Source organism: Micromonospora sagamiensis (assembly GCF_014680085.1).
GTDB lineage: Bacteria > Actinomycetota > Actinomycetes > Mycobacteriales > Micromonosporaceae > Micromonospora > Micromonospora inyonensis.
Genome location: NZ_AP023438.1, coordinates 1,674,232 through 1,696,311, shown reverse-complemented (window position 1 = coordinate 1,696,311; position 22,080 = coordinate 1,674,232). Strand labels below are relative to the sequence as shown.

The 22,080-nt window shown below is 71.9% G+C and carries 1 protein-coding gene (only partly in view); it reads left to right on the top strand.

What is annotated here, in order from left to right; translation table 11 throughout:
- Positions 1-22,080, top strand: partial view of a toxin glutamine deamidase domain-containing protein gene (locus IGA62_RS07005; protein ID WP_190289263.1) — the 3' portion only. Its footprint begins 20,079 nt before the window's first position; 22,080 of the gene's 42,159 nt are visible here — the last part of the coding sequence; its start codon lies off the left edge, out of view; its stop codon occupies positions 22,078-22,080.

Sequence of the window (22,080 nt, the reverse complement as noted above, 5' to 3'; positions counted from 1 at the left end):
GAACGGTACGACTGGAAGGCGAACAACCCGGCCGACTGGCCCGCACCGGCGGCCGACGCCCCCACGATCGGTCTGGAGGGCCTGCTGCAACGCGCCACCCCGGCGGGCATGGCCGCCGCCCCGGTGGCCGACCGGGTCATCCAGGCCGGCACCTTCGACCCCGACCAGGCTCCCCAGCACGTGGCCCTGCTGATCCGTGACCAGCTCGGCAACCACTACGACCCGGTCAGCCCGCTCCGGCTCACCGCCAGTGCCGCCGAGCAGACCCGCCGCCGGTACGAGGTGACCCTGGACTGGGCGGTGGGCCACCTCCAGCGGCTCAACGCCGCGCAGCAGGCCGCCGCCGACCTCGCCGAGCTGACCGCCTGGAAGAACCGGGTCGGCAAGCTCGCGGTCGGTGCCGTGCTGCCCGCAGCCGACGTGCGGCAGTTCGCCGAGCGGATCCCGGAGATCGTCGAGCGGGTGCAGGCGGTGCTGCCGCCCGGCTCCGCGCCGATCACCCCACCGGAGGAGGTACAACTGCTCGCCCAGGATCCGCGCACCGTGGCCCGGGTGGTGGCGTTCGAGCTGAAGACCCACCTCGACCTGACCGTCACCGACGACCAGGGCACGGCCAGCCGGTACCGGATCGACCCGCAGGGCTGGATCGTCGAGCTGCGGGAGGGCCCGGACGGCACGTTCGCCCCGGTCACGGCCCCCGAGGTGATCTTCGACCTGGACCGTGACCTGAAGCTGCGGGCCGACGCGGCCGGGATCCGCCTGCGGCGGCAGATGGCCACCTACCACGAGCTGCTGGGGCGTACCCCGGTGCAGATGGACGCCGCTGCGGAGCTGGGTCCGGAGCTGGAGACGCACATCCGGCAGGCACGCGCCGACGCCGACGACCGCGCAAGCGAGTGGATCACCGAGGGCCTGCCCGCCAAACCCGCGAACCCCCTTGCCGTCCACACCGCCCGGCACGACACCGACACCGCCCAGACCCGGGCCGGTCAGGCACGGCGGCTGCTGGCCCCTGTCCTGCCGCCGGGATGGACCACCACCGGGCCACTGCCCCAGGTGCCCGCCACGCTGCGCCCCGGTACCCGACTGTGGATCACCCGCCCCCAGGGCGCCTTCGCGGCGCGTGTCGACGCCGACGGCACCTACCGGCTCTACGACCCGTTCGCCCTCGGGACGGCCGAGCGGACCCTCGACGCCCAGCAGTTCCAGGACGTACTCGCCGGGGCGCAGGCCGTCACCCTGGTCGAGCCCGACGTGCTGACGAGCTGGCTGCTCCAGGACGGCAACTGGGCGGCCTCCCGGCAGTTCGCGGAGGACAACCTCGGGGTGCTGCGCGCCGACCCGACCGCGACGCGGCTGACGCAGGACCAGCAGCAGGCCCGGCCGGCGTCACCCTCGACCGCACCGGCCCAGCCCGACGCGAGCCGGACCGGGACGACCCCGGCACCCGCCGGCGATCCGGTCCTCGACCGGCACCGTGCCCTGCTCGACGCCATCCGGGCCGGACAACTGACCGCCGCGTACGACTACCTCGACGCCGCCGACGCGGCGGCCCGGCACCGCGTGCTCGCGGGCGCGGTGGCCGCGGTGACACCGACCGACCCGGCGGCTCCGACCGACCCGGCCGCCCCGGTCGGGCTGCGGGCCCTGGCGGACCTCGTCGACGCCGACCCCCGGGTGACCCGACCCCGGCCGGGGCCGGAGGCCGTCTCCGACGCGGGCATCCTGCGAGCCGTGGCCGACATCCTCGACCCGGCCGTCGGCGCACTGGACACCTTCCGGGCCATCGCCTCCGCCGCGTGGACCATCTACCCCCCGCAGAACTGGCCGGACACCCTGCAATCCCTGACCGAGATGCCCACGGCAGCCGGCCGCGACGCGGCGACGCTGCGCGGCGCGCTCGACGTCGTCGAACGGATGCGCTACCACGGCGTCGCCGGACTGCTCGACGGCCTGACCCCGGACGAGGCCAGCCGGGTCGCCGCCGCGGTGACCGCGTCCGGGACAACCGCGACCGACCTGGCCCACGCGTGGCGGGACGTCTCGACCTCCGCCGACCTGATCCCGGCGCTGCCCCCACCGGCCGACACCTGGGCCGGGACGGCGGACACCCCACTGCCGCCGGCCCACGTCGTGCACCATCCGATGCCTCCGGTCACCGACGCTCTCGACGAGTGGCTCGCCGTCGACAACTGGGACGACTCCCGCGCTTTCCTCGACGACCACCGGGCGGACCTGCTCTCCGACCGGGTGCACAGCGCGCTGCAGATCCGCCGGGCGGGACTGCCCCACGACGTCGACCTCGCCGCCCGAGACGCGCTGCTCACCCTGGCCCGCTACGGCCACCTCGACGACGGATACCGGTACCTGCTCGGCCCCACCCCACCGGCCCCGGCAGCGGCCGGGACCCCGGCCCCGCTGCCGGGGGCGCCGACCGGGCGGCAGGACCTGCTGACCAACCTGCTGGCCCGGCCGGACGTGGCCGACCCGGCCGCCGTGTCAGCCCTCGGCTACCTGGCCGCCACCCTCGACGGTCCGGTCGACGCCGTGGACGCGGCGATCCTGCGTCTGACCGCCGACGCGCTCGCCGGCCTGAACGTCCCCGATGCCGCCGTCACCACGCTGGTGCAGGACGCGCGTCAGACCCTCTCCGCGCCGCAGCGGCAACAGTGGGTTGAGACGATCCGGCACCTCGCTGACAACGCCACCGGCACCCGTGGGCCGGCACTGCGTCACCTCGCCGACCGGCTGTTCACCACGGCACCGGATCCCGCTCCGGCCTCGGACGCTTCGGACGCCCCGGATGCCGAGGTGGCCCGGGTGCGGCAGGTGACGCGGGAGCGCCTCCAGCAGGCCACCCAGGAACTCCAGCGCACCGTCGACGACCTCGACCAGGCCCGCCGGGACGAACGCGACGCCCAAGGCGCCCGGGACGCCGCGGAGGCGTCGCTCGACGTCGCCAGGACCGCCGTCACCCGGGCCGAAGGCGAACGGGCCCGGCTCGAGGAGAACATCGACCACCTCAACCGGGCGATGCCGGAACTCGAAGCGGAGGTGACGCGACGGGAGAGGCTGGAGTCAGCGGCGCGGCAGACCGTCGACGACCCCGCCACCAGCCAGGACGAGTCACGGCGAGCCGCCGCCCGGGCAGAGCTCGACCAGGTGCGGCGGGAACTGGACGCGGCCCGGACGGCGTTGGAGAAGGCCACCGGAGACCGCCGGGACGCCGGACAGGATCTCGACCGGGTCCGCGCGGAGCTGCCGGACCTGCGCCGGCAGGTCGAGACCGCGAGCGAGGAGTTCCGGGCCCGTGACGTCTCGGCGCAGGCGCACACCAACACGGTACGGATGCTCGACGAGGCCAGGACGATCCGCGAGGCCGCCCGGGACGCGGCGCAATTGCAGGTGGACGCGATGGCGTTGCCGGTTCCATCGGTCCCGCGCAGCACCCCGGTCGTGGACGTGGACACGGCGCTGGCCGAGATCGCCCGCTCCGGCCACGGCCGGTCCGTCGTCCCGGAACTGGAGCGCGCGGTACGCGCCGAGCACGGCGGCACGGTCCCGGCGCGCGTGGTGCTGAGCACCGACCCGACCCGGCAGGCCGACAACGCCGCGACCGCCCCGGCGGACGAGACCGCCGTACACGAACGGGACCGGGTGCAACTGGCCCGGGACCTCGCCGCGAGCCTGACGGTCCCGGTCGAACTGCGGGTCGACGGCGGCACCAGCGCCGAGCCGCCGTACCTCGCCTACCCGGGTGGAGAGGTGGTACGGCTGGACGTCACCGGCCGCCCGGAGACCCTCGACGACGCCGTGCGGCGGCTGCCGCAGCGCGTCCAGGACGACCTGGCCGCCCACCGGGGCCGGCCCGACGTGAACTCCCGGCTGGAGATCCTGCACGAGGCGGAGATCGAGTCGTGGCAGGACTTCGCCACGGCGGTGACCGCCCTGGTGGAGAACCTGAACCGACACCAGGGGTACCTGGCCCACCGGTGGGTCACCCAGGCCGTCCCGCCGGTCGACGCCGCCGGCCTCCGGGCCTTGGCCGACGGCCTGGACACCACGGCCTGGCCGGAGCCCACCAGCACGCCGCCGGCCGGACCGGTGGAGACCGGCCGCCCCGACGCCGTGGCCGCCGCCTGGCTGGCGTACATCCCGCAGCACCGCGCCGACATGCTCACCGACATGCTGGACGCCGTCCCCGGGCTCGGGTTCACCGTGAGCCGGCCGACCCGTGAACTGCCGGCCGATCAGCGCCCCGGTGCCCGGGTGCTGGCCGTGGCCGGGTCCACGGCCGCCGCCGGGGTGGTCCTGCCCACCACGCAACTGCACTGGTACGAACCCGCCCGCAACCAGATCCACACCGGCAGCATGCAGATGCTCGGCACCTGGGCCAAGGGCCGGGCCGGCGAGGACGCCCGACCGGACGGCATCTGGTACATCGTCCTGACACCGGACGGGACCGACCGCCCCCGTGACCCGTCGGCCCTCGCGCACCACGTGGACGTGGCAGCGCGGACCACGTCGACGTCGACCCCGCCGGTCGAGGCGGACCCTTCGGCGGGCCCGGCCGGTGCGGTACGCGGTGACATGTCGCTGCCGGGGGGTGCGGCGGCGTCTGCGTGGGGTCCTGCGGAGGGTTCGTCCCAGGGCGGTGTGGAAGAGGTGTCGTCGGGGTGGGCGGCGGGTGTGGAGCCTTCGGTGGAGCGGGTTGACGGCGGTTGGCGCGTGTCGTATCGAAGTTCGAGGGTTCTGCCTGCGTGGGGTGAGATGACGCATGTGTTCTCGGATCGGTTCACGTGGCAGGGTCCGGAGCCGTTGCGCCTGGTGCCGACGCCGGGGGAGGCGCGTCCTTTCCGGGTGGAGGATGCGGGAAAGGACGCGGGGGAGCGGGTCTTCGTCGACTACTGGGCGCATCGTGGGTCGGGCGCGGTGGTGTTCCGTCTTCGGTTGGAGCCTGATGCGGACATGGACCGCGCCTCCATCGTGGCGACGTTGCGTGCGGTTGAGCAGTGGGTGGTGGAGACCAACCGGGCTGTGAGGTCCGGGGGTGGACCGCGGGTCGAGGTGGTGTTCGACCCGGCGGTGAGTCCGGAGGCGCGGGCGGAGGTGCGGACGAAGGTTCGGCTGAGTCCTTTCGGCAGTGACCTGCGGGACAGCGACAACGTCTATGTGAGTGCTGACGGCACCGAGGGTCGGATCGAGCAGACGCACTGGCTCGCGGGTCTTTCCTCGCGGGCTTACGGGCATGAGTTGAAGCACTTCGCTGGGGTTCCGCATGCTGCTTCGGACCGGGATTTCCTGCGGAGGACCGGTCCGGTGGGTGAGGATCATCTGCACGAGCCAGGGTTCACGGGTGGGGAGATCGATCAGATCCTGGCGGTGGCGGAGTCGTTCGTGGCTCCCGCCATCGCGCCCCGGTCGGTGCGGGCGTCCGGGTCGGAGTCGCCGGGATCGGACGCGGAGGCGTCGGACTCGTCCGCCGGCTCGTTGCCGGGGCGGGCGGCGGCGATGGAATGGCACCTCCCGGACGACTCCGAGGCGGACAGACAGCCGTCCGGCCCAGCGGAAGGTGACTCCTCCGGTCTTGACCCGGAGGTTTTTCCGTTGTGGGACGACCCGCTGGCCGGACTCGATCTGACGACACCGGCGGCCGGCTCGGGATGGTCGCCGTCGGGCGGGCAGCGGCCGGACTGGGAAAAGGAAGTAGCGGACGCCACCAGCTACTTGAAGCGCGCTGGAGCCGCTGCCGAGGCGGCATTTGGCAAGTGGGCACGCGAGGTGTTCGAATTCGATCCCGCAAATCTTGACTGGCGGCTGAACTACGTCTTCAACGAGTCGGTGTTGGACACCTACCGGGAAGAGTTGGGGAAGAAAGGCATCACCACCCCGAATGAATTGAGCAAATGGCTCGCCCGCCAACTGGCCAAGGAACTCGCCCCGGGCGGATCGTCGAGGTTCAGGGATCTTCTTCCGTATCCGGATCCGGAGAACATGTCCGAGCAGCAACGAGACGCCCTGCACCGGATCTGGCTCGACAAGATGGCAAACGCCCGATCTGTGGGTTACGAAGTCACGCATGTCGCTCTCCATGTGCTGGCCAAGGGGTTGGACCAGCCAATGCGGATCCACCATCCGTTCGGCGACCCGTACGACGACATCGGCCCGCCGCCCGATGACGGTGCCTCCATCCCACGCCCCGTCGTGTGGTGGAAGGGTGGTTACATCGTCCTCAGACCTCGCGACTCGGCCGACATCCTCGCCCGCATCGCCAGCGGCTACCAGCGGAAGTCGATATCCGACCACGAACAGCGGCGGCGGGATAGCCTTTTCAGCGGGGCACTCGGTCTACTGAAGGCCAGGATCGACGCGGCGGAAGAGAATTCTCCCGAGCCTCACCGGTCCCTCCTGCGATACAAACTCGACCGCGACCTCGCGGCCATCGGTAAGCGCCCTTTTTCTCCTCGCCGCCAAGCCGAGGAACTTGACGCATACCACCGGTACCTCACCGGCCTCAGCGGCGACGGTGTCTGGGCAGGTGATTACCGATGGGAACTCGAAGACCCGTTCACCCTCCGTGTCGCCGCCACCGTTCAACCCAACAGTGGCGCGCACGCGGATTTGCGCTCCCGGCTGGGCGGCAAGGACGTGCAACTCACTCGTGTCGACCACGTGGTCCTACCGGGCGATATGGTCGCTGTCGACTTCGGGTCGGTCAACGGGGCGGGTGTCGGTATTGTCAAAATCCCGTATATGGCCAACGGCGCCGAAAAGTTTGCCTACCGGGAGATCGACCGCAAATTTACTGACACCGAGCTGGCTGAACTGAGAGGCAGGGCGCCCGGCCAGGTGTGGCAACTCGACGAGCCGCCGGTCAGCTCCCTCTATCACATCGCGGCGGGCTTGGACCCCAAGACGGGCCTATTAAGCCGCTCCTTCGGCAAGGGCTCCGAGGGCGAGAAACTCCAGAGAGTCCGTATCCCGGTCGTCAAAGTGGTCGACGGAAGTCCATTTGTCATCCCGAAGAACATGAAGGAGGTCATTCTCCGACTCGGGTATGGCCCGGATGGTCGACCCATCGCGGTCGTGGTAATGCCGGCTGGGAAGAGCGGGGCCGGGCAGGACCTGTATCTGCAACTGGTCAATCCTGCCCCCACCATCGACGACATCGAGTTGCTGCGCAAAACAGCGCTGTGGGAGGAGCGCGGGCATTGGTGGAGCATTTCCCAGGTGAAATCTTTCGATGACACAATTGGCTCGAATAGTCGATTGCCCAATCCTCTGGGTTTTTCTCTCGGCGGCAAAACCTGGGCCAAGACGTCAGATGGGCGGGAGGTGAATCTCGCCCCTGGGACGCCGATCACCTTGGCGGTGGGGGAGCGGCTCCGGCCGGTCGGGAAGGATGACATTGTCGAGAGCGTCAAAGAGGTTGTCGTCGTGGTCAGGGCGCCCCTGGTCCCAGAACCGAACGCGCCGGTGTCCGAACCCGAATACGCCTTCCGGCTCTTCACAAGGGATGGGGCGGATTACGACGCTCTCATAACGCAGCTCGAAGGCCGGCAGACGTTGCTCGACCGGCGCAAAGAGCAAGCTGAGTCGGGAGCTCGGCGGGCCCCGAAGCGTCCGCGCATCCAGGATGGATCGTCGCTGCCCGGCCAGGCGTCCGCGCCACACCAGCCGCCACCCCCACCGGATGTGGCTGGTGAGGCGGCACGCGATGACGTGTTGCTGCCGAGTCAGTTGTCGCCGGCTGAGGTGTCGGTCTGGTTCCCGTGGCTGGGTGGGGTGAACCCGTACCGGGGCCGGGGAAAGCAGTTCGCGACGAACTGTGTGTTGGCGGCGATCGGTACGGACATGTCGTTGGCGGACGGAGAGGGTTGGCAGGTGCCGCCTGAGGTGCCGTCGCCGGTGGTGTGGTTGCAGCGGTATGCGGAGGGTCGGCCGTTGGTGGAGGTGGCCGATTACGACGCGGTGGTGGAGGTGATGGCCGGGGCGGAGCCGGGTGCCCGGGGTGTGCTGGTGATGACCGGTGAGGGTGGCGGGGTTTCCCATGCCGTGAACGTGGTGCGTACCGATGACGGGAGGGTGGTGTTCCTCGACGGTCAGTGGGGTGGGCTGGCTCGGGGGCCGGTCGAGCCTGGCCGGTTGCGGTTCGTGGCGACCACCGACGGCGTGGGCACCCCACGCCCACCGGCGAGGGTGGCAGACGACACGACCGTGATCGTCCCGGAAGAAGCAGATCTGGCCGGGATGGACGGTTCGGGTTCGGTGCCGTTGCCGGCCCTGCCGGCCGGGCTGCTGCGGTCGGACGTGTGGGATCGGTTGTTCACGCAGTTCCTCGACAGGACGGGGGACGGGGTCGCGGCGTCGCTGGGTGAGCGGACGCCGGACGTCGTCCGCGACCACCTGCGCGACTCGTTCGACCACTTCGTCGACAGGACCAACGTTCTCGACCAAGGAAGGGCCGGCCTGTCCCCGGACGACAGGGCGTTGTTGCGGCAGGCCCTGGATGCGCGGGGGACGTCGGTTCCCCGCCTCACGGGGGCGCTACCACACCTGCTGTCCGAGGCGTTCTCCGTCAACGTCACCGTGGCCCCGGCCGGGTCCGGACCTCACGAGAACGACGGTGTCGCACCCTGGCATGACCGGACCGTCGCACTGGACCTTCCCGTCGCCCACCTGTCGGGTCGTGGGTGGGTGGTGGTGCATCCGGAGGGTGTGGGCGCCGGGGTTGATCTGGAGCGTCTTGCCGCGATGGCGCGGGAGCAGGCGGTGACGGATGCCGAGGCGTGGGAGGCGAGGACGGGGAGGCGTCGGCCCGCGGGTGACGCCGTGTGGCGGGTGGTGGTGGCGTTCGAGGACCGTGCGCATGAGGACGTGCTGGATCTGGCGGAGCGGTTGATCGATGGCGAGTTGGGCGTGGAGGTGCCTGAGGCGGCGGTGATCGAGCTGTCGCCGTACAGTGCCGACCCGTCTGGTGTTCCCGAAGTGCAGCCACGGACGTTGGTCGAGGTCGCGGCGTTGCGGGCAGCGCGTGACGAGTCGGGGGCGGTGGCGGTCCTCGGGCAGCATGTGGCGTACCCGGACGCGGGAGTGGTTCCGCGTGGGTTGGTCGCTGTCGATTTCTCGGGTCGGGAGACGTTCGCGACGTGGTTGTGGGAGTTCCAGGCACGTCCGGACATTCCGGGGGCTGACCTTGAATATCTGACCCGTCGGGCGCTGGCTGGATTGCCCCTTGACCATGGGCCGTACCTCCTGCCTCTCGATGTGGATTGGGCGCGGTCGGGGCAGCGGGCGTTCTCGTACTTCCGGGGTTGGGTGTTCCTTCCGGGCGCGTCGTCGGAGCGTGGTTTGCGGGTGACGCAGTTGCGGCAGGCGGAGCTGCTGGTCGGGGAGATCGCGGGGGAGATTCCGGCGGGTGTACCGGATGTGGGGCCGGCGGGGTGGGTGCCGGATGGTGCGCGGGTGTTGGTGCTGGGTGTACCGGGGGCGCGTCCGGGCGATCCCAAGGCGGTCGTGTCGTCGATGTTCGACATCCTGAATGGTGCGTTGCCGCCGACGGGGTCGGGGTTGCGGGAGCCGGTGTACGTGGTGGTGCACGGGTTCGGTGGGTGGGCGTCGACGGTGGTGCTGACGCACGCGGCCGAGGATGACCTGTGGCCGGTGCGGATGGGTGAGCTGGTCCCGGGCGGGCCGGTGGGTGGGGGCCTTCGGGAGGCGCGGGATCTGGTCGAGGCGGACGGGTGGACCCGGGTGCTGGCCGAGGTGGAGGGGATCGCGGAGGCGGTGGGGGCGCCGGGTGGGGCAGTGGCTCGGGGTCGGGTGGGTTGGGCCGGGGAGCTGAGGGCGGCGCTTCCCGACCTGGTGGGTGATCCGGCGGTGGGGGTGGACGGGCAGCGCCGGATGGGTGAGCGGGTGGACCAGTTGGTGGCGTTGGGAGAGCGGCTGGTCGGGCTCACGCGCGGGTGGACGGGTGAGGGTGCGCTCCCGGTGGGGACGGATCGGCCTGATCTGCGGCTGGAGAGGTGGGTCGGCCACGAGCGCAACCGGCGGCTGGCGGCGGCGTTGGTGGCGACTGACGACGTGGTGGCCGAGGAGGTGGTGGAACGGGTCGAGGAGGAGATCGACCGGGTGTGGACGGCGGTAGCGGAACCGGTGTCGGCGGTCCGGGAGGACGGGAGGGTACCGGAGGCCGTCTCGGACGTGTTGCGGGCGGTGTATCTGGGTGCCTGGGTCTTCTATACGGCACCGGGCCAACCGGTGGTGACCGAAATATCCAAAGACCCGGACGAGAACCTGCCAGAGGGGGTCCAGAGAGAAGATGGTCGGCGGATCGTCGATCTGTCCGCTGTGCGGGATCTGGGGGTGGCGGACTTCGACCGCTTCCTGACGGATCATGGCCAGGACGTGGCGTCGTTGTGGTCGGCGGACGGTGCGGTAGAGCGGGTTTCCGAGCTGCGGGCTGCCCTTCGAGTGTCGCCGCCGGTGCAGGACGTGCATGTGGTGGGGCGGGTGCCGGCGGTGTCCGAGCAGTGGCGGGCGGAGTTGTTCTCCGCGGTGAGCGCGTTCGGCCTGGCGCGGCAGTGGTTGGAGGAGCGGATCTCGTCGTTGCCGGTCGGGCCGGCGGCGGTGCCGGGGCAGGCCCGGCATGGTGCGGTCGGGTCGGGTGAGCAGGCGGTGCCCGTTTCCGACGTCGGGGTCGCCGCTGTGCGTGCGGATCTGATCCGGCGGTGGGGGGCTCTTGCGGCTGGGCACGCGGCGCGTATGGATGCCGCTGACCGGGTGTTGCGGCGGATAGCCGCTGCCGGGCAGGACGACAGCCCGGAGCGGTCCGTCCTGACGGAACGGTCCGACCGGTATCTCGGGGCGATGCAGGGTCTCAGCCGTGCGCGGATGCCACGCCCCGTGGACGCCTACGTCGATTCGTTGCCCGCGGGTGACCTCGGAGGGCTGGGGGACCGGCTCGGCCAGGTCGAGACAGCGGCCGCAGAGCTGGACCGGCACCTCGAACAGGTGCGCACCGATGCCGACCCGTCATCGGCGGACGTGGTCGACGGTGTGGAGCGCCGGACGTTGGCGGGCCACGTCGGCCCGGTGTGGGCGGTGACGTCGTGGCAGGGGGAGTCGGGCCCACAGGTGGCCTCCGCCAGCGACGACGGGACGGTGCGGGTCTGGGACGCGGTCACCGGTGCGCCGCTCCTGACGTTGGCGGACCACACCGACGGTGTGGTGGCGGTGACGTCGTGGCAGACGGGGGCGGACCGGCGGTTGGCCACCGCCGACATGCAAGGGACGGTGTTGGTCTGGGATGCGGACAGTGGTGCGCGGCTCCTGACGTTGGCGGGCCACGTCGGCCCGGTGTGGGCGCTGAGGTCGTGGCAGGGGGAGTCGGGCCCACGGGTGGCCTCCGCCAGCGACGACGGGACGGTGTTGGTCTGGGACGGGGTCACCGGTGCGCGGCTCCTGACGTTGGGGGGCCACCACGGCGGTGTGGGGGCGATGGCGTCGTGGCAGGCGGGGTCGGACCGGCGGTTGGCCACCGCCGACTGGGCGGACGGGACGGTGCGGGTCTGGGACGTGGCCAGCGGTGCGCGGCTCCTGAGGTTGAGGGACCACACCGACGGTGTGGTGGCGGTGGCGTCGTGGCAGGCGGGTTCGGACTGGCGGTTGGCTTCCGCCAGTTGGGACGGGACGGTGCGGGTCTGGGACGCGGTCACCGGTGCGCCGCTCCGGACGATGGCGGGCCACACCGGCATGGTGGCGGCGGTGACGTCGTGGCAGGCGGGGTCGGACCAGCGGTTGGCCACCGCCAGCGAGGACGGGACGGTGTTGGTCTGGGACGCGGTCACCGGTGCGCGGCTCCTGACATTGGGGGACCACACCAGCGGGGCGGTGGCGGTGACGCCGTGGCAGGCGGGGTCGGACCGGCGGTTGGCCACCGCCGACGCGCACGGGACGGTGCGGGTCTGGAACGCGGACAGCGGTGCGCTGCTCCTGACGTTGGAGGGCCACACGGGCAGGGTGCGGACGGTGACGTCGCTGCAGGGCGAGCCGGGCCGACGGGTGGTGGTCTCCGCCAGTGACGACCATACGGTGCGGTTGTGGTCCCTGCCCGATGGTGCTCCCGGGCCGGCGGGGTTGCCCGAGGAGCCGGATGGGCCGGTTGATGCGGGGAACGACTCCGAAGCGGGCGGGTCGGATTCTTCGGCGGATGTGGCTGGTGAGGCGGGACGCGATGACGTGCTGCTCCCGAGTCAGCTGTCGGAGGATGACGTGTCGGCCCGGTTCGGGTGGCTGGGCAGCGTGAACCCGGGCCGTGACGACGACCCGGACAGTCCGGATTCGCGGTGGCGGGATTCGGCCACGAACTGTGTGTTGGCGGCGATCGGTACGGACATGTCGTTGGCGGACGGAGAGGGTTGGCAGGTGCCGCCCGAGGTGCCGTCGCCGGTGGTGTGGTTGCAGCGGTATGCGGAGGGTCGGCCGTTGGTGGAGGTGGCCGATTACGACGCGGTGGTGGAGGTGATGGCCGGGGCGGAGCCGGGTGCCCGGGGTGTGCTGGTGATGACCGGTGAGGGTGGCGGGGTTTCCCATGCCGTGAACGTGGTGCGTACCGATGACGGGAGGGTGGTGTTCCTCGACGGTCAGTGGGGTGGGCTGGCTCGGGGGCCGGTCGAGCCTGGCCGGTTGCGGTTCGTGGCGACCACCGACGGTGTGGGCACCCCACGCCCGCCGGCGAGGGTGGGGAACGACCCGACCAGGTCCGTCCCGGAACATGAGGATCTGGCCGGGATGGACGGGTTTACCCGGGCCTCGTCGGAGTCGCAGGTGCCGGCCGATGGGCATCGCACGCCGTCGCCCGACGAGCTGCCCGACCCTCACGACACCCTCGTCGCCGAGGACGACCACGGGTCGCAGCACTCCCCTGGTCGGAGCTCCTCGTCGGAGAGTTCCTCCTCCGACGACCTCCCCCCGCAGGGCTCGACGATCGACTTCCGGAAGGCCAAGGACGACTGGCACAAGATCGAGTTCCGCATGTCCCGATCCGACTACTCGCCCACGCTGGATGCCGTACCGGAGGAATGGCCTCCCCCGGCCGACCCTGACGCTCCGGTCGACGCCGAGGATCTGGCCGGCGCATACGGGGGTGGCAGCGCCACGTCACCCGCGACGGGCCTCGGCATCGCCGGCGAGGCGGACGCGACGCCGGCCGGCAGCACGCCGGAGGTCGACCGGCGGCGGGCGATTACGCCCCTGTCCCACCCCCGGCCGACGCCCCGAACGACGACGACCTACCAGATCGAGACGTCGTCCGGTGGCCTGAGCGCGGGTCAGGACAGGGAACCGTTCCAGTCGTACCAACGGCTGGGCGTCAGCACGAGCCCGGACAGCCGGCCGACCGTGGCGGACTTTCCCGTGCACGTTCCGGTGCAACCGTTGGTCACCCACAGCCACCCACCGCTGCGGCTGTCCGACGACGGGACGCTCGCGATCAACGGCACGAACTCGACCAGCGGCGACAACCCGGTGACCGAGGCGAAGGAGTTCTACGCGACCGAAGAGGTCATCGACACCGCACGGCGCGGGTTGGCGAGGGCCGGGGCCAACGTCACGCTGACGGTGGACCCTGCCGTCACCATCACGGTCGACCACGGTGGCCGACCCGTCACCCTCCACAAGGTCGGTGTGAGCTTCGACAGCCTCCCGCCGGACGTCTGCGTCGAGTTCGCGGGTGTCGTTCTCGGTGGCGTACCTGACGGGGTGGTGTTCCGAGCCGAGGGGCAGACCTTCCTGGCGGCGACCGACGCCGGCAACGGACGGGAGTTGCTGGGTGTGCACCACCTCGCGGAGGGGGTGGCTGCCGTCGCCGCCGGCGACACCCCCCTCGCCGCCGTCGACCCGGAATGGGCCACGGCCAGGATCGCGGCCGACCAGCGGTTGACCGGCGGCTTCACCGAACCGTCACTTCCCGGCGCCGCGTACGGTGGCGCGCTCCGGAACGACCCGGCGAGCCCCGCAGCCCACGCCAGACTCAACCAGGTCGCGAGGCGGATCGGCATCAACGAGCATGCCTGGCCCAGGATCGGCGAGGCCTACGCCACCAGCACCATCATGTCCCGGGGCGACGACGGCGAAGTCTCGATGACGACGGACTTCGCCCGGGGCGGTACGGCCTCCAACGCCTACGGGTACCACTTCGCGGCGGTTGTCGCGCAGAGCGCCGACGGCAGGACCCAGATCACTCTGGAGAACTACGCCCGGGTCGGCTGGCGTAGGCGCGCCGTCGACGAGGCGATCGAACGAACACTGGCCGCGTATCGCGGTCGGTTCGACACCGTCACGGCGACGCTCGAACGTGCGCTGGCGGACAATGCCGGCGGCACCCGGGCCGCCGACGTGCTGCGACGCAAACTGGACCTGGCCACGGCCCTCGCCGCCGTCGACACGTCGCGAGCCGATCCGGCCGGGCCTGATGCTGCGGCGCGGCAGACCGCTCGAGCCGCTATGGCGAGGTTGATGGACCTACCGCAGGCGAGCGACACGTGGCACTTCAAGATGTTCAGCCAGCGCCCCGGCGAGACCTTCCACGAACAGCGGGCGGTCCTCTACGACGACGCCGTGCCGGTCACGCTGACCAACCCACTCACCACCGTCGTCGTCGGCGGCTCCATCGCTCCTGATCCGTTGCGGATCAACTTCGATTCGGAGTCCAAGGCGCTGGGGCCGGTCGAACTCAACAAGCTGCGCTCGGTCGCCCGGCAGACTGCCAAGATCACGGTGTGGCGGCACGACAACGATCTGCCGCTGCCGACATTCGATGTCACTGGCTACGGAAACGGTTCCCGCCTGCGGCGCGGCAGCGCGACCGGCACCGGGTGGGAACGGGCGAACGCCGTCGGCGACGCCCTCCGGAATCACCTGGACCAGAGCCTGACGGCACTGCTGCAGGGCGGGCAGGACGTGACGGCGGCGGACATCGTGATCGCACGGGATTCCCGAGGCCGGGACCTCCGCGAAACCAGGCCGGACGGAGTTGCCGCGGCCGAGGATCTTCGCCGGACGGACGTCGTCGTCCATGTCCCGTCCCCGCGTCCCGCGTCCGCCGAGATCGCCGGCCGAGCGGCGGAGGACGTGTTGTTGCCGAGTGACATGTCGCCCGCCGAGGTGTCGGGCTGGCTCCCGTGGCTGGGTGAGGTGAACCCGTACCGGGACCTGGGGGAGCAGTTCGCGACGAACTGTGTGTTGGCGGCGATCGGCACCGACATGTCGTTGGCGGACGGGGTCGGGCACCAGGTGCCGCCGGAGGCGTACCTGCCGGTGGTGTGGCTGAAGCGGTACGCGGATCGGCCGTTGGTGGAGGCGGCCGACTACGCGGCGGTGGTGGAGGTGATGAAAGCCGCGGAGCCGGGGAGCCGTGGTGTGGTGGTGGTGACGGGTGAGGGTGACCGGATCTCACACGCGGTCAACGTGGTGCGGACCGATGACGGGAAGGTGGTGTTCCTGGACGGTCAGGGGGGTGGGCTGGCCCGGGGGCCCGCCCGACCTGGTCGGGTGCGGTTCGTGGCGACGACGGATGGGGTGGGTGTTCCACGGGCGCCCTCGTCGACGGCGGGAGACGACGCGACCGCGACCGTTCCGGCAGGGGAGGATCTGGCCGGTGCCGGCGAGGGAAGCGCCCCTGCGCCTTCCACGGCGGCCGGCATCGTCGGGGGTGGCGACGTGGCGGCGACGCCGGCCGGGAGCACGCCGGAGGTCGAACGGCTGACCCGGGAACTGGCCGGCATCCGGGACAGGACCGCTGCCGTCGAGAGCGACCTCGCCGCAGCGCGCAGCGAGCTGTCGTCGGCGCGGGAGGCCCTGGCGCGCGAGGTCGACGCCCGCGCGGCCGTACCACCGGCGCCCGCGACGCAGACCCCGACCAGCGCCGCGCAGACGCCGGCCAACGGCGATGAGACGCCGGCCAGCGGTGATGCCGCGCAGGCGGCGGAGCGTGCGGCGTGGGAACGGCTCACCCAGGCCCAGGACCGGGTCGCCGAGCTGGAACGGCAGCGCGGGACGACGCGACAGCTGCTGGAGCGGGCGGTGCGGGCGGCGGACCGGACGCGGCAGGCACTGGAGCAGGACGTCACCAGCCGGGAGACGGACTGGCGGACGGCGGCACAGCAGTGGACGGACGGCCTGGAGGCGGCGCAGGCCGGCGCGGCAGCGGCTGCGGACCGGGCGGCGGAGCGATTCCGGCAGCGGAACGCGGCGCGGGTGGCTGCCGAGCAGCTCGCGGACCAGTGGGCCGGCGAGCGGGAGGTGGCCCGGCAGGAGGCAGCCACCCGGGCGGCCCAGCGCCTGGTGGCGGGTCAGGAGGCACGCGAGCGGGCGGCGGCACGCGAGCAGGCCCGGAGGGACGAGCAGGCACGGTGGGACACGTGGCAGGGCGTACAGCGGGCAATGGCGGCCCGGAAGGCGCTCCGCGACGCCGCACGGGCGGAGGCCGACCGGCAGGAGCAACGACGCCAGGAGCAGGAGGCACGGGCTGCGGAGGAGGAGTCGCGTCGACAGGTGGCGGACCAGGACCCCGGGCAGCAGCACCTGGCGGCGGAGCGTGCGCAGCAACGGCAGGTCGCCGCCGCGGCAGCGCAGTGGCGCGCACGGGAGCGCGAGCTGGCCGAGGGGGCGGCGAGGACCTGGCAGGACCAGCAGCACGCCGACGACCAGTTGACCGAGCAGGCGCAGCGGCGGTGGGCGGAGGGCCGGCGGGAGGCCGAACGGGCGGAGGCCGAACGGGTCCGGGCGGACGAGGACGCGCGGCGGCAGGAGGACGAGTGGCAGCGGGCCGACCTGCGTGCGGTCGAGGAGGAACGCGAGCGCGTCGAGGCGGAGCGGGAGCACGCTGACGACGCGGAGCGCCGGGCGGAGACGTGGCGTGAGGCCGAGCTGAGGGACGCGGTCGACGCGGCGGCGCGTACGGCGGAACGGACCCGGCTGGAGCAGAACGTCGCCCGCCACCAGGCGCAGCTCGACCGGGCCCGGAACGCGGCGTCCGACGCCCGTACGGTCTGGGAGCGTGCGGTCGGGGAGCGGGATCGAGCCGACGCGGCTCGGGCTGCGGTCACCGGGACGGCCAGGGACCTCGCACCGGCGACGCCGTGGTACTTCGCCACCGGCGCCCTCGGTGAGTTGAGCGTCTCGGCGGTGCGGCACCTGACGCCGCAGCAGGTGACGGACACCGTCGCGCAGTTGATGGACGACCTGCCGTCCGGGTGGCCGACCGGGGCAGCCGACGACATCGAGATGGGCGCGACCGACCGGCTGGACCTGGGCACCGCCCACCAGGAGGCAGCCATCCGCTCGCGGGTGTCGGCGGCGCTGCACACGCTGCTGACGGCACCGGATCCGGGGGACTCCCGGGCCGTCGAGGAACACCGTGAGCGCTGGGAGCAGGCGCTGTTCTCCGGTGAGACCCTCAGCGCGGGCGGACGACTGGTGTGGATCCGTCCCGTGCCGTACGGTCCGCGACCGGCGCCCGCCGGTGCTGCCGGAGGCATGCGGATGTACGGAGTCTCGTTCGGCTCGACCAAGGTCGGCAACGACACGTCCGTGTCCAGCGGGCGGAAGACCGACGGTGGGCTGGAGGAGACCTTCGACATCTCGACCGGCCACGCGTCGAGGCTGATCGCGAACCTCCCCTCCGTGTCGATCAAGAGCGAGCGCCAGCAGGCGATGTCCCGGGAGACCCGGGTCATCTGGGGCCGGAAGATGTACGTGACCCAGTCGACGTCGTTCACCAGCGGAGTGTCCTTCCAGGTCTTCGTGAACGGCGTCGAGTGGGGACGGGCGTCGGTGCCGGCCGGGACCGGCCTCCTCGACCTCTCCCTGCCCACCCTGTACGCCAACGGCAGCGCCGCGCCGAACCCGGCGGCCCCGCCCGCGCCGTCGCCCCCCGGGCCACCGGCACGGTCGACGTCGCAGGCGCGGGACGTGCTCAACGCGATCGACCTGACCCCACTCGTGACCGGCTGGCACCAGGCGTTGACGGCTGCCCTGCCGGCCGACACCGCGGCGGGCGTCGCCGCGAAGGTCACCCGCCAGCTGCTCAACGAGCGGACGACCCGCAACCGTAGTCGCTGGGTGCTGTCGAACGGGGACATGACGGACACGATCGACGAGCGGCTCACGGTCGGCAGGTTCCGCGGCTACGTCGACACGAAGGCGGTCCTGCGGGAGTTGCAGCTGGTGGGGATCACCGAGGGCGTCACGGTACGGGACGACCTCGGGGTGATCGCGACCTCGGGCGAGGAGGTGTCGGACACCAGCGGCGCCGGCCTCGACGTGGACGCGGTGGTCCTCGGACTGACCCACGCGTCGGCCGACCCGGGCGGCCGGGAGGAGGCCGCCGAGAAGACGGCCGGTGGCTTCTCGTTCGGCTTGGGTGGTGAGTCCGAACGCGAGTCCGCGCTGGAGGTGGGGGGCAAGGCCCTGAACCACACGGTGCTGAACCGCAAGGCGGACCAGGCCCGTTATCGGGTGGTGTTCGACCTCACGGTGACCACGCACGGCGATTCTCCGGTGGCACCGGTGACCCGGCGGGTGGTCGCGGAGCTGGGCGTGCCGGTGAGCGAGGCGCAGCAGTTCGAGCGCAGCGTCTTCGGGACGGTCTTCACCCCGGAGTTCGGTGGGCCGGGCACTGGGCGGCCGCGGGCGCTGATCACGCCGGCTGCGGCCACCCCGGCGCCGCCTCCGACACCGGCGGACGAGATCGCCGTCCGGTTGTCGCCGCTGCTGCTCTGGGCGCCGCAGGCGCGGCATTCCTACGTGCCCCCCGCCGGCCCGGCCCCCCGGGAGCCGCTGGCGCTGGCCATGCGACGCGGCCAGGGTCTGGGGATCGCGGCGAACATGCCCGGAGCGGAACAGGTCGCCGACCTGGTGCAGTCGGTGCTGCGACAGAAGTCGGGGCGCGCCGACATCGGCGCCGTGGCACGCCGCACCGTCCTGGCGAAGGTGGGTCGGGCCGCGATGGAGGCCGATCCGACGCGGACGCAGGCCGGGAAGAAGTTCACCGTGCGGGTCGGCGGCGAGCGGTACCAGATCCTGGTGACCGAGCACCGGAGGGAACTGCTGGACAGCCCGGAATACCCGATGACGGTCAATGCCCGTGCGTTGACCGGAGCCACCACGTCGGCTTCCCGGTCGACCGAGGGCAGCCTCAGCGGCCGGCTGGGTGGCCGGGTGTCGAACCCGGTGCGCGGCATCGAGCGGTCCGACCGGAACGGGCACCGGACGGAACACCAGGGGAGGGTGTTCTTCCCCCGGCTCGGCGTCATGGCGGAGCACGCACGGTCGAACGAGCACGAGCTCAGCCAGGTGGTGCAGGAGTACCGCCGGACCGAGACCGTCGGAGACGTCGTCGACCATCGCTACCGTACGGCGTTCGAGGTGGTGATCCGCGCGCAGACGGACAGCGGCTGGGGGCCCCGCGAGACCTGGTTGGTCGGTGCTGGACACGGCGCCGAGGTGGCGACCCACATCGCGGTGCCGGTCGAGCATGTGCCGCGTGATCCGCGCACCGGCGAGGAGCGGGCCGTCACGTCGGCGCGGCTCGACGGCGCGGGCGTCACCCGCGCGAACCCGCGACCCGACTCCGCGTGGGCACCGGCCGGCCGGGCGTCGCATCTGCCGTTGGACGTCCAGGGCAGCGCCGGCCTGTACGCGGCCTTCCGGTACGTGCCCGAGCTGCCGGCCACCGCGGCGCGGCTGTACCAGCAGGTGAACGGCCTGCCCGACGAGTGGTTCGACGAGCCGATGAACTGGCCGGACGCGGTCTTCGACCTCGGTGCCGGCTCGGAACTGGCCGGCGGGTTCCCGGAGGCGGTCGAGGAGCACGGGTGGGAGCTGCAACTGCCCGCCCACGACGGGTACCGGCAGGCCGTCCGGATCCGGGAGCGGTTCTTCGCGGCGGGCCTGACGTACCAGTACAGCAGCGACGGCATCGACAGCGCGGACGGTGTCGAACTCGAGCAGTACCGGCAGTCGGCGATCAGCCATGCCGCCGGGACGAGCAACGAGCTCAGCCTGGGCGGCAAGGCCGGCGTCGGGGGCCAGTACCTCAACCACGCGACGACCGCGAAGAAGGGCGACTCGGCCAGCGACGGCTCCGACAAGGCCCACGAGCGCGGCCGTTTCGGCGGCGGCCTGTACGTCGAGGGTGGGGTGTCGTTCGGCGGCTCGGACGGCAGGGACTACGGCGCCATCGACATCACCCGGGCCACCTACAACGACGTCGTCCACGCCTATCACGGCCGGGTCGTCTTCGAGGTCACCGCCCTGCGCACCAGGGACGGCGAGACCACGGCCACCGCTCCGGTCTATCTGGACGCCGACGACGCGGTGGATCTCCTGGCGACCGATCGTGCGGCCGAGGATCTGGGGCTGTACCGTCCCCGGACGCAGGCGCCCGACCCGGCGTCATCGCGGGAGATCATCGATCCTGAGCTGTTGCCCGCCGTGGGGCATCCCGAGCGGTTGCGGGCCAATGCCGTGCTGGACACGATCCTGCGACGGCTGCGGGAGCGCGGCCTGTTCGCCTCCGGCGAGGGTGTCCCCGACCACCTGCGGCGCGCGCTGGTGAAGCGGTTCTCGTCCCGCAACCTGGAGCCGCAGTACCTTCCGCTGTCCGGCCAGGGCGTGTACGGCTGGTTCCCGGTGCCCACGCCCTACCACACCACGCAATACCTGTGGGTGCGGGTCAGCGCCACCCCGTCCGCCGCGCAGTCGAGCGACCGCCCCCGGGAGCAGGTCAGTCTCACCCTGCGGGGGGAGACGCACGATGCCCAGTCCAACACGGAAACCTCCGGATCGTCGTGGGGTGGGCTCGTCAACCTCTCCGGCCGGGGCGCGTGGAACGATCAGGGCAGCGTCCTCGGCGGGCTCGGTGACTACGGCCACGAGAGCGCGGAGTCCAGTGAACGCGGCACGCAGTCCGAGTCCAAGGACATCTTCCGGACCGGCCCCAAGAAGTCGCACGAGGTCGAGTACCCGTTGGACTTCACCATCGACATGACGCTGACCACGGAGATGCCCCAGGCGGTCACGTACGTGCTCGACTCGGTGCGCAGCGTGCTGTTCGGTGGCGCCTGGCTCGCCGGCCTCTGGCAGCCGAACCTGGAACGGTCGGTCCGCGACCTCTGGGACAACCTCCCCGGGATCGGCTGGCAGGAGCAGATCCAGGTCGCCGGGGACGTCCGGCTCATCGTGCCGCGCTACCTGACCCGGCCGACGGCCGAACAGCCGGGGAGCTGGCAGGGGCAGATTCCGGCCCCAGCCCCGGCCCCGACCGGCGCGGGCCGGCCGACACCTCGGTGGGCGGAACCCCGGCCCCACCGGCCCCGGTTGAACGACGACCTGGCCGGTGACCGCAACCTCCATCCGTGGCGGCTGCACCGGGTGGCCCGGGAGTTCGAACGCTGGGCGGCGCTGACCACCCGACCGCCACGGCTGCGGCAGGGCCTGGACCTGAGCGCCGACGGCGCCTGGCGGGTGCCGGGCGTGCACGGCGGCAGCGACTTCGACCGCCTGGTGGCGCACCACGCGTCCGAGATGATGCTGCGGTCGCGCATTGAGCCGCTGCTCGAACACCGCTACCAGGTTCCGGGCACCGGCGTCACTCTCGGGCTGGACATCCGGCGGGCGGAGTTCTACGTCGACAAGGACGGGCAGCCGCTGGCCTTCGAGCAGAAGGCCCGGCGGTACCAGCAGAACGAGGCGGGCCCGATCAACAAGGGCGACTCCTCCTCGGGCTGGGAGTTCTCGTTCGGCCCGCAGACCGGCGCTCCCACCGGCGGCATCAAGAAGCTCGGCTGGAACGGTGACGGCCACGGTGTCGGTCGCGAGCACGGCGAAGCCCACGCGGCCGAGATGAGCGAGGTGAACGAGCGCAACGTGGAGGCGAAGCGGGCGTTCCACCAGTACCGCTACGACGTCACGGCGGTCATCTACGGTCCGTACGGGACCCTGCTGGTCGACGTGGAGCGGGGCCTCTACGTCATGCGTGAACAGGCACCGACGATTCCGGTGACCACCGCCGCGTAG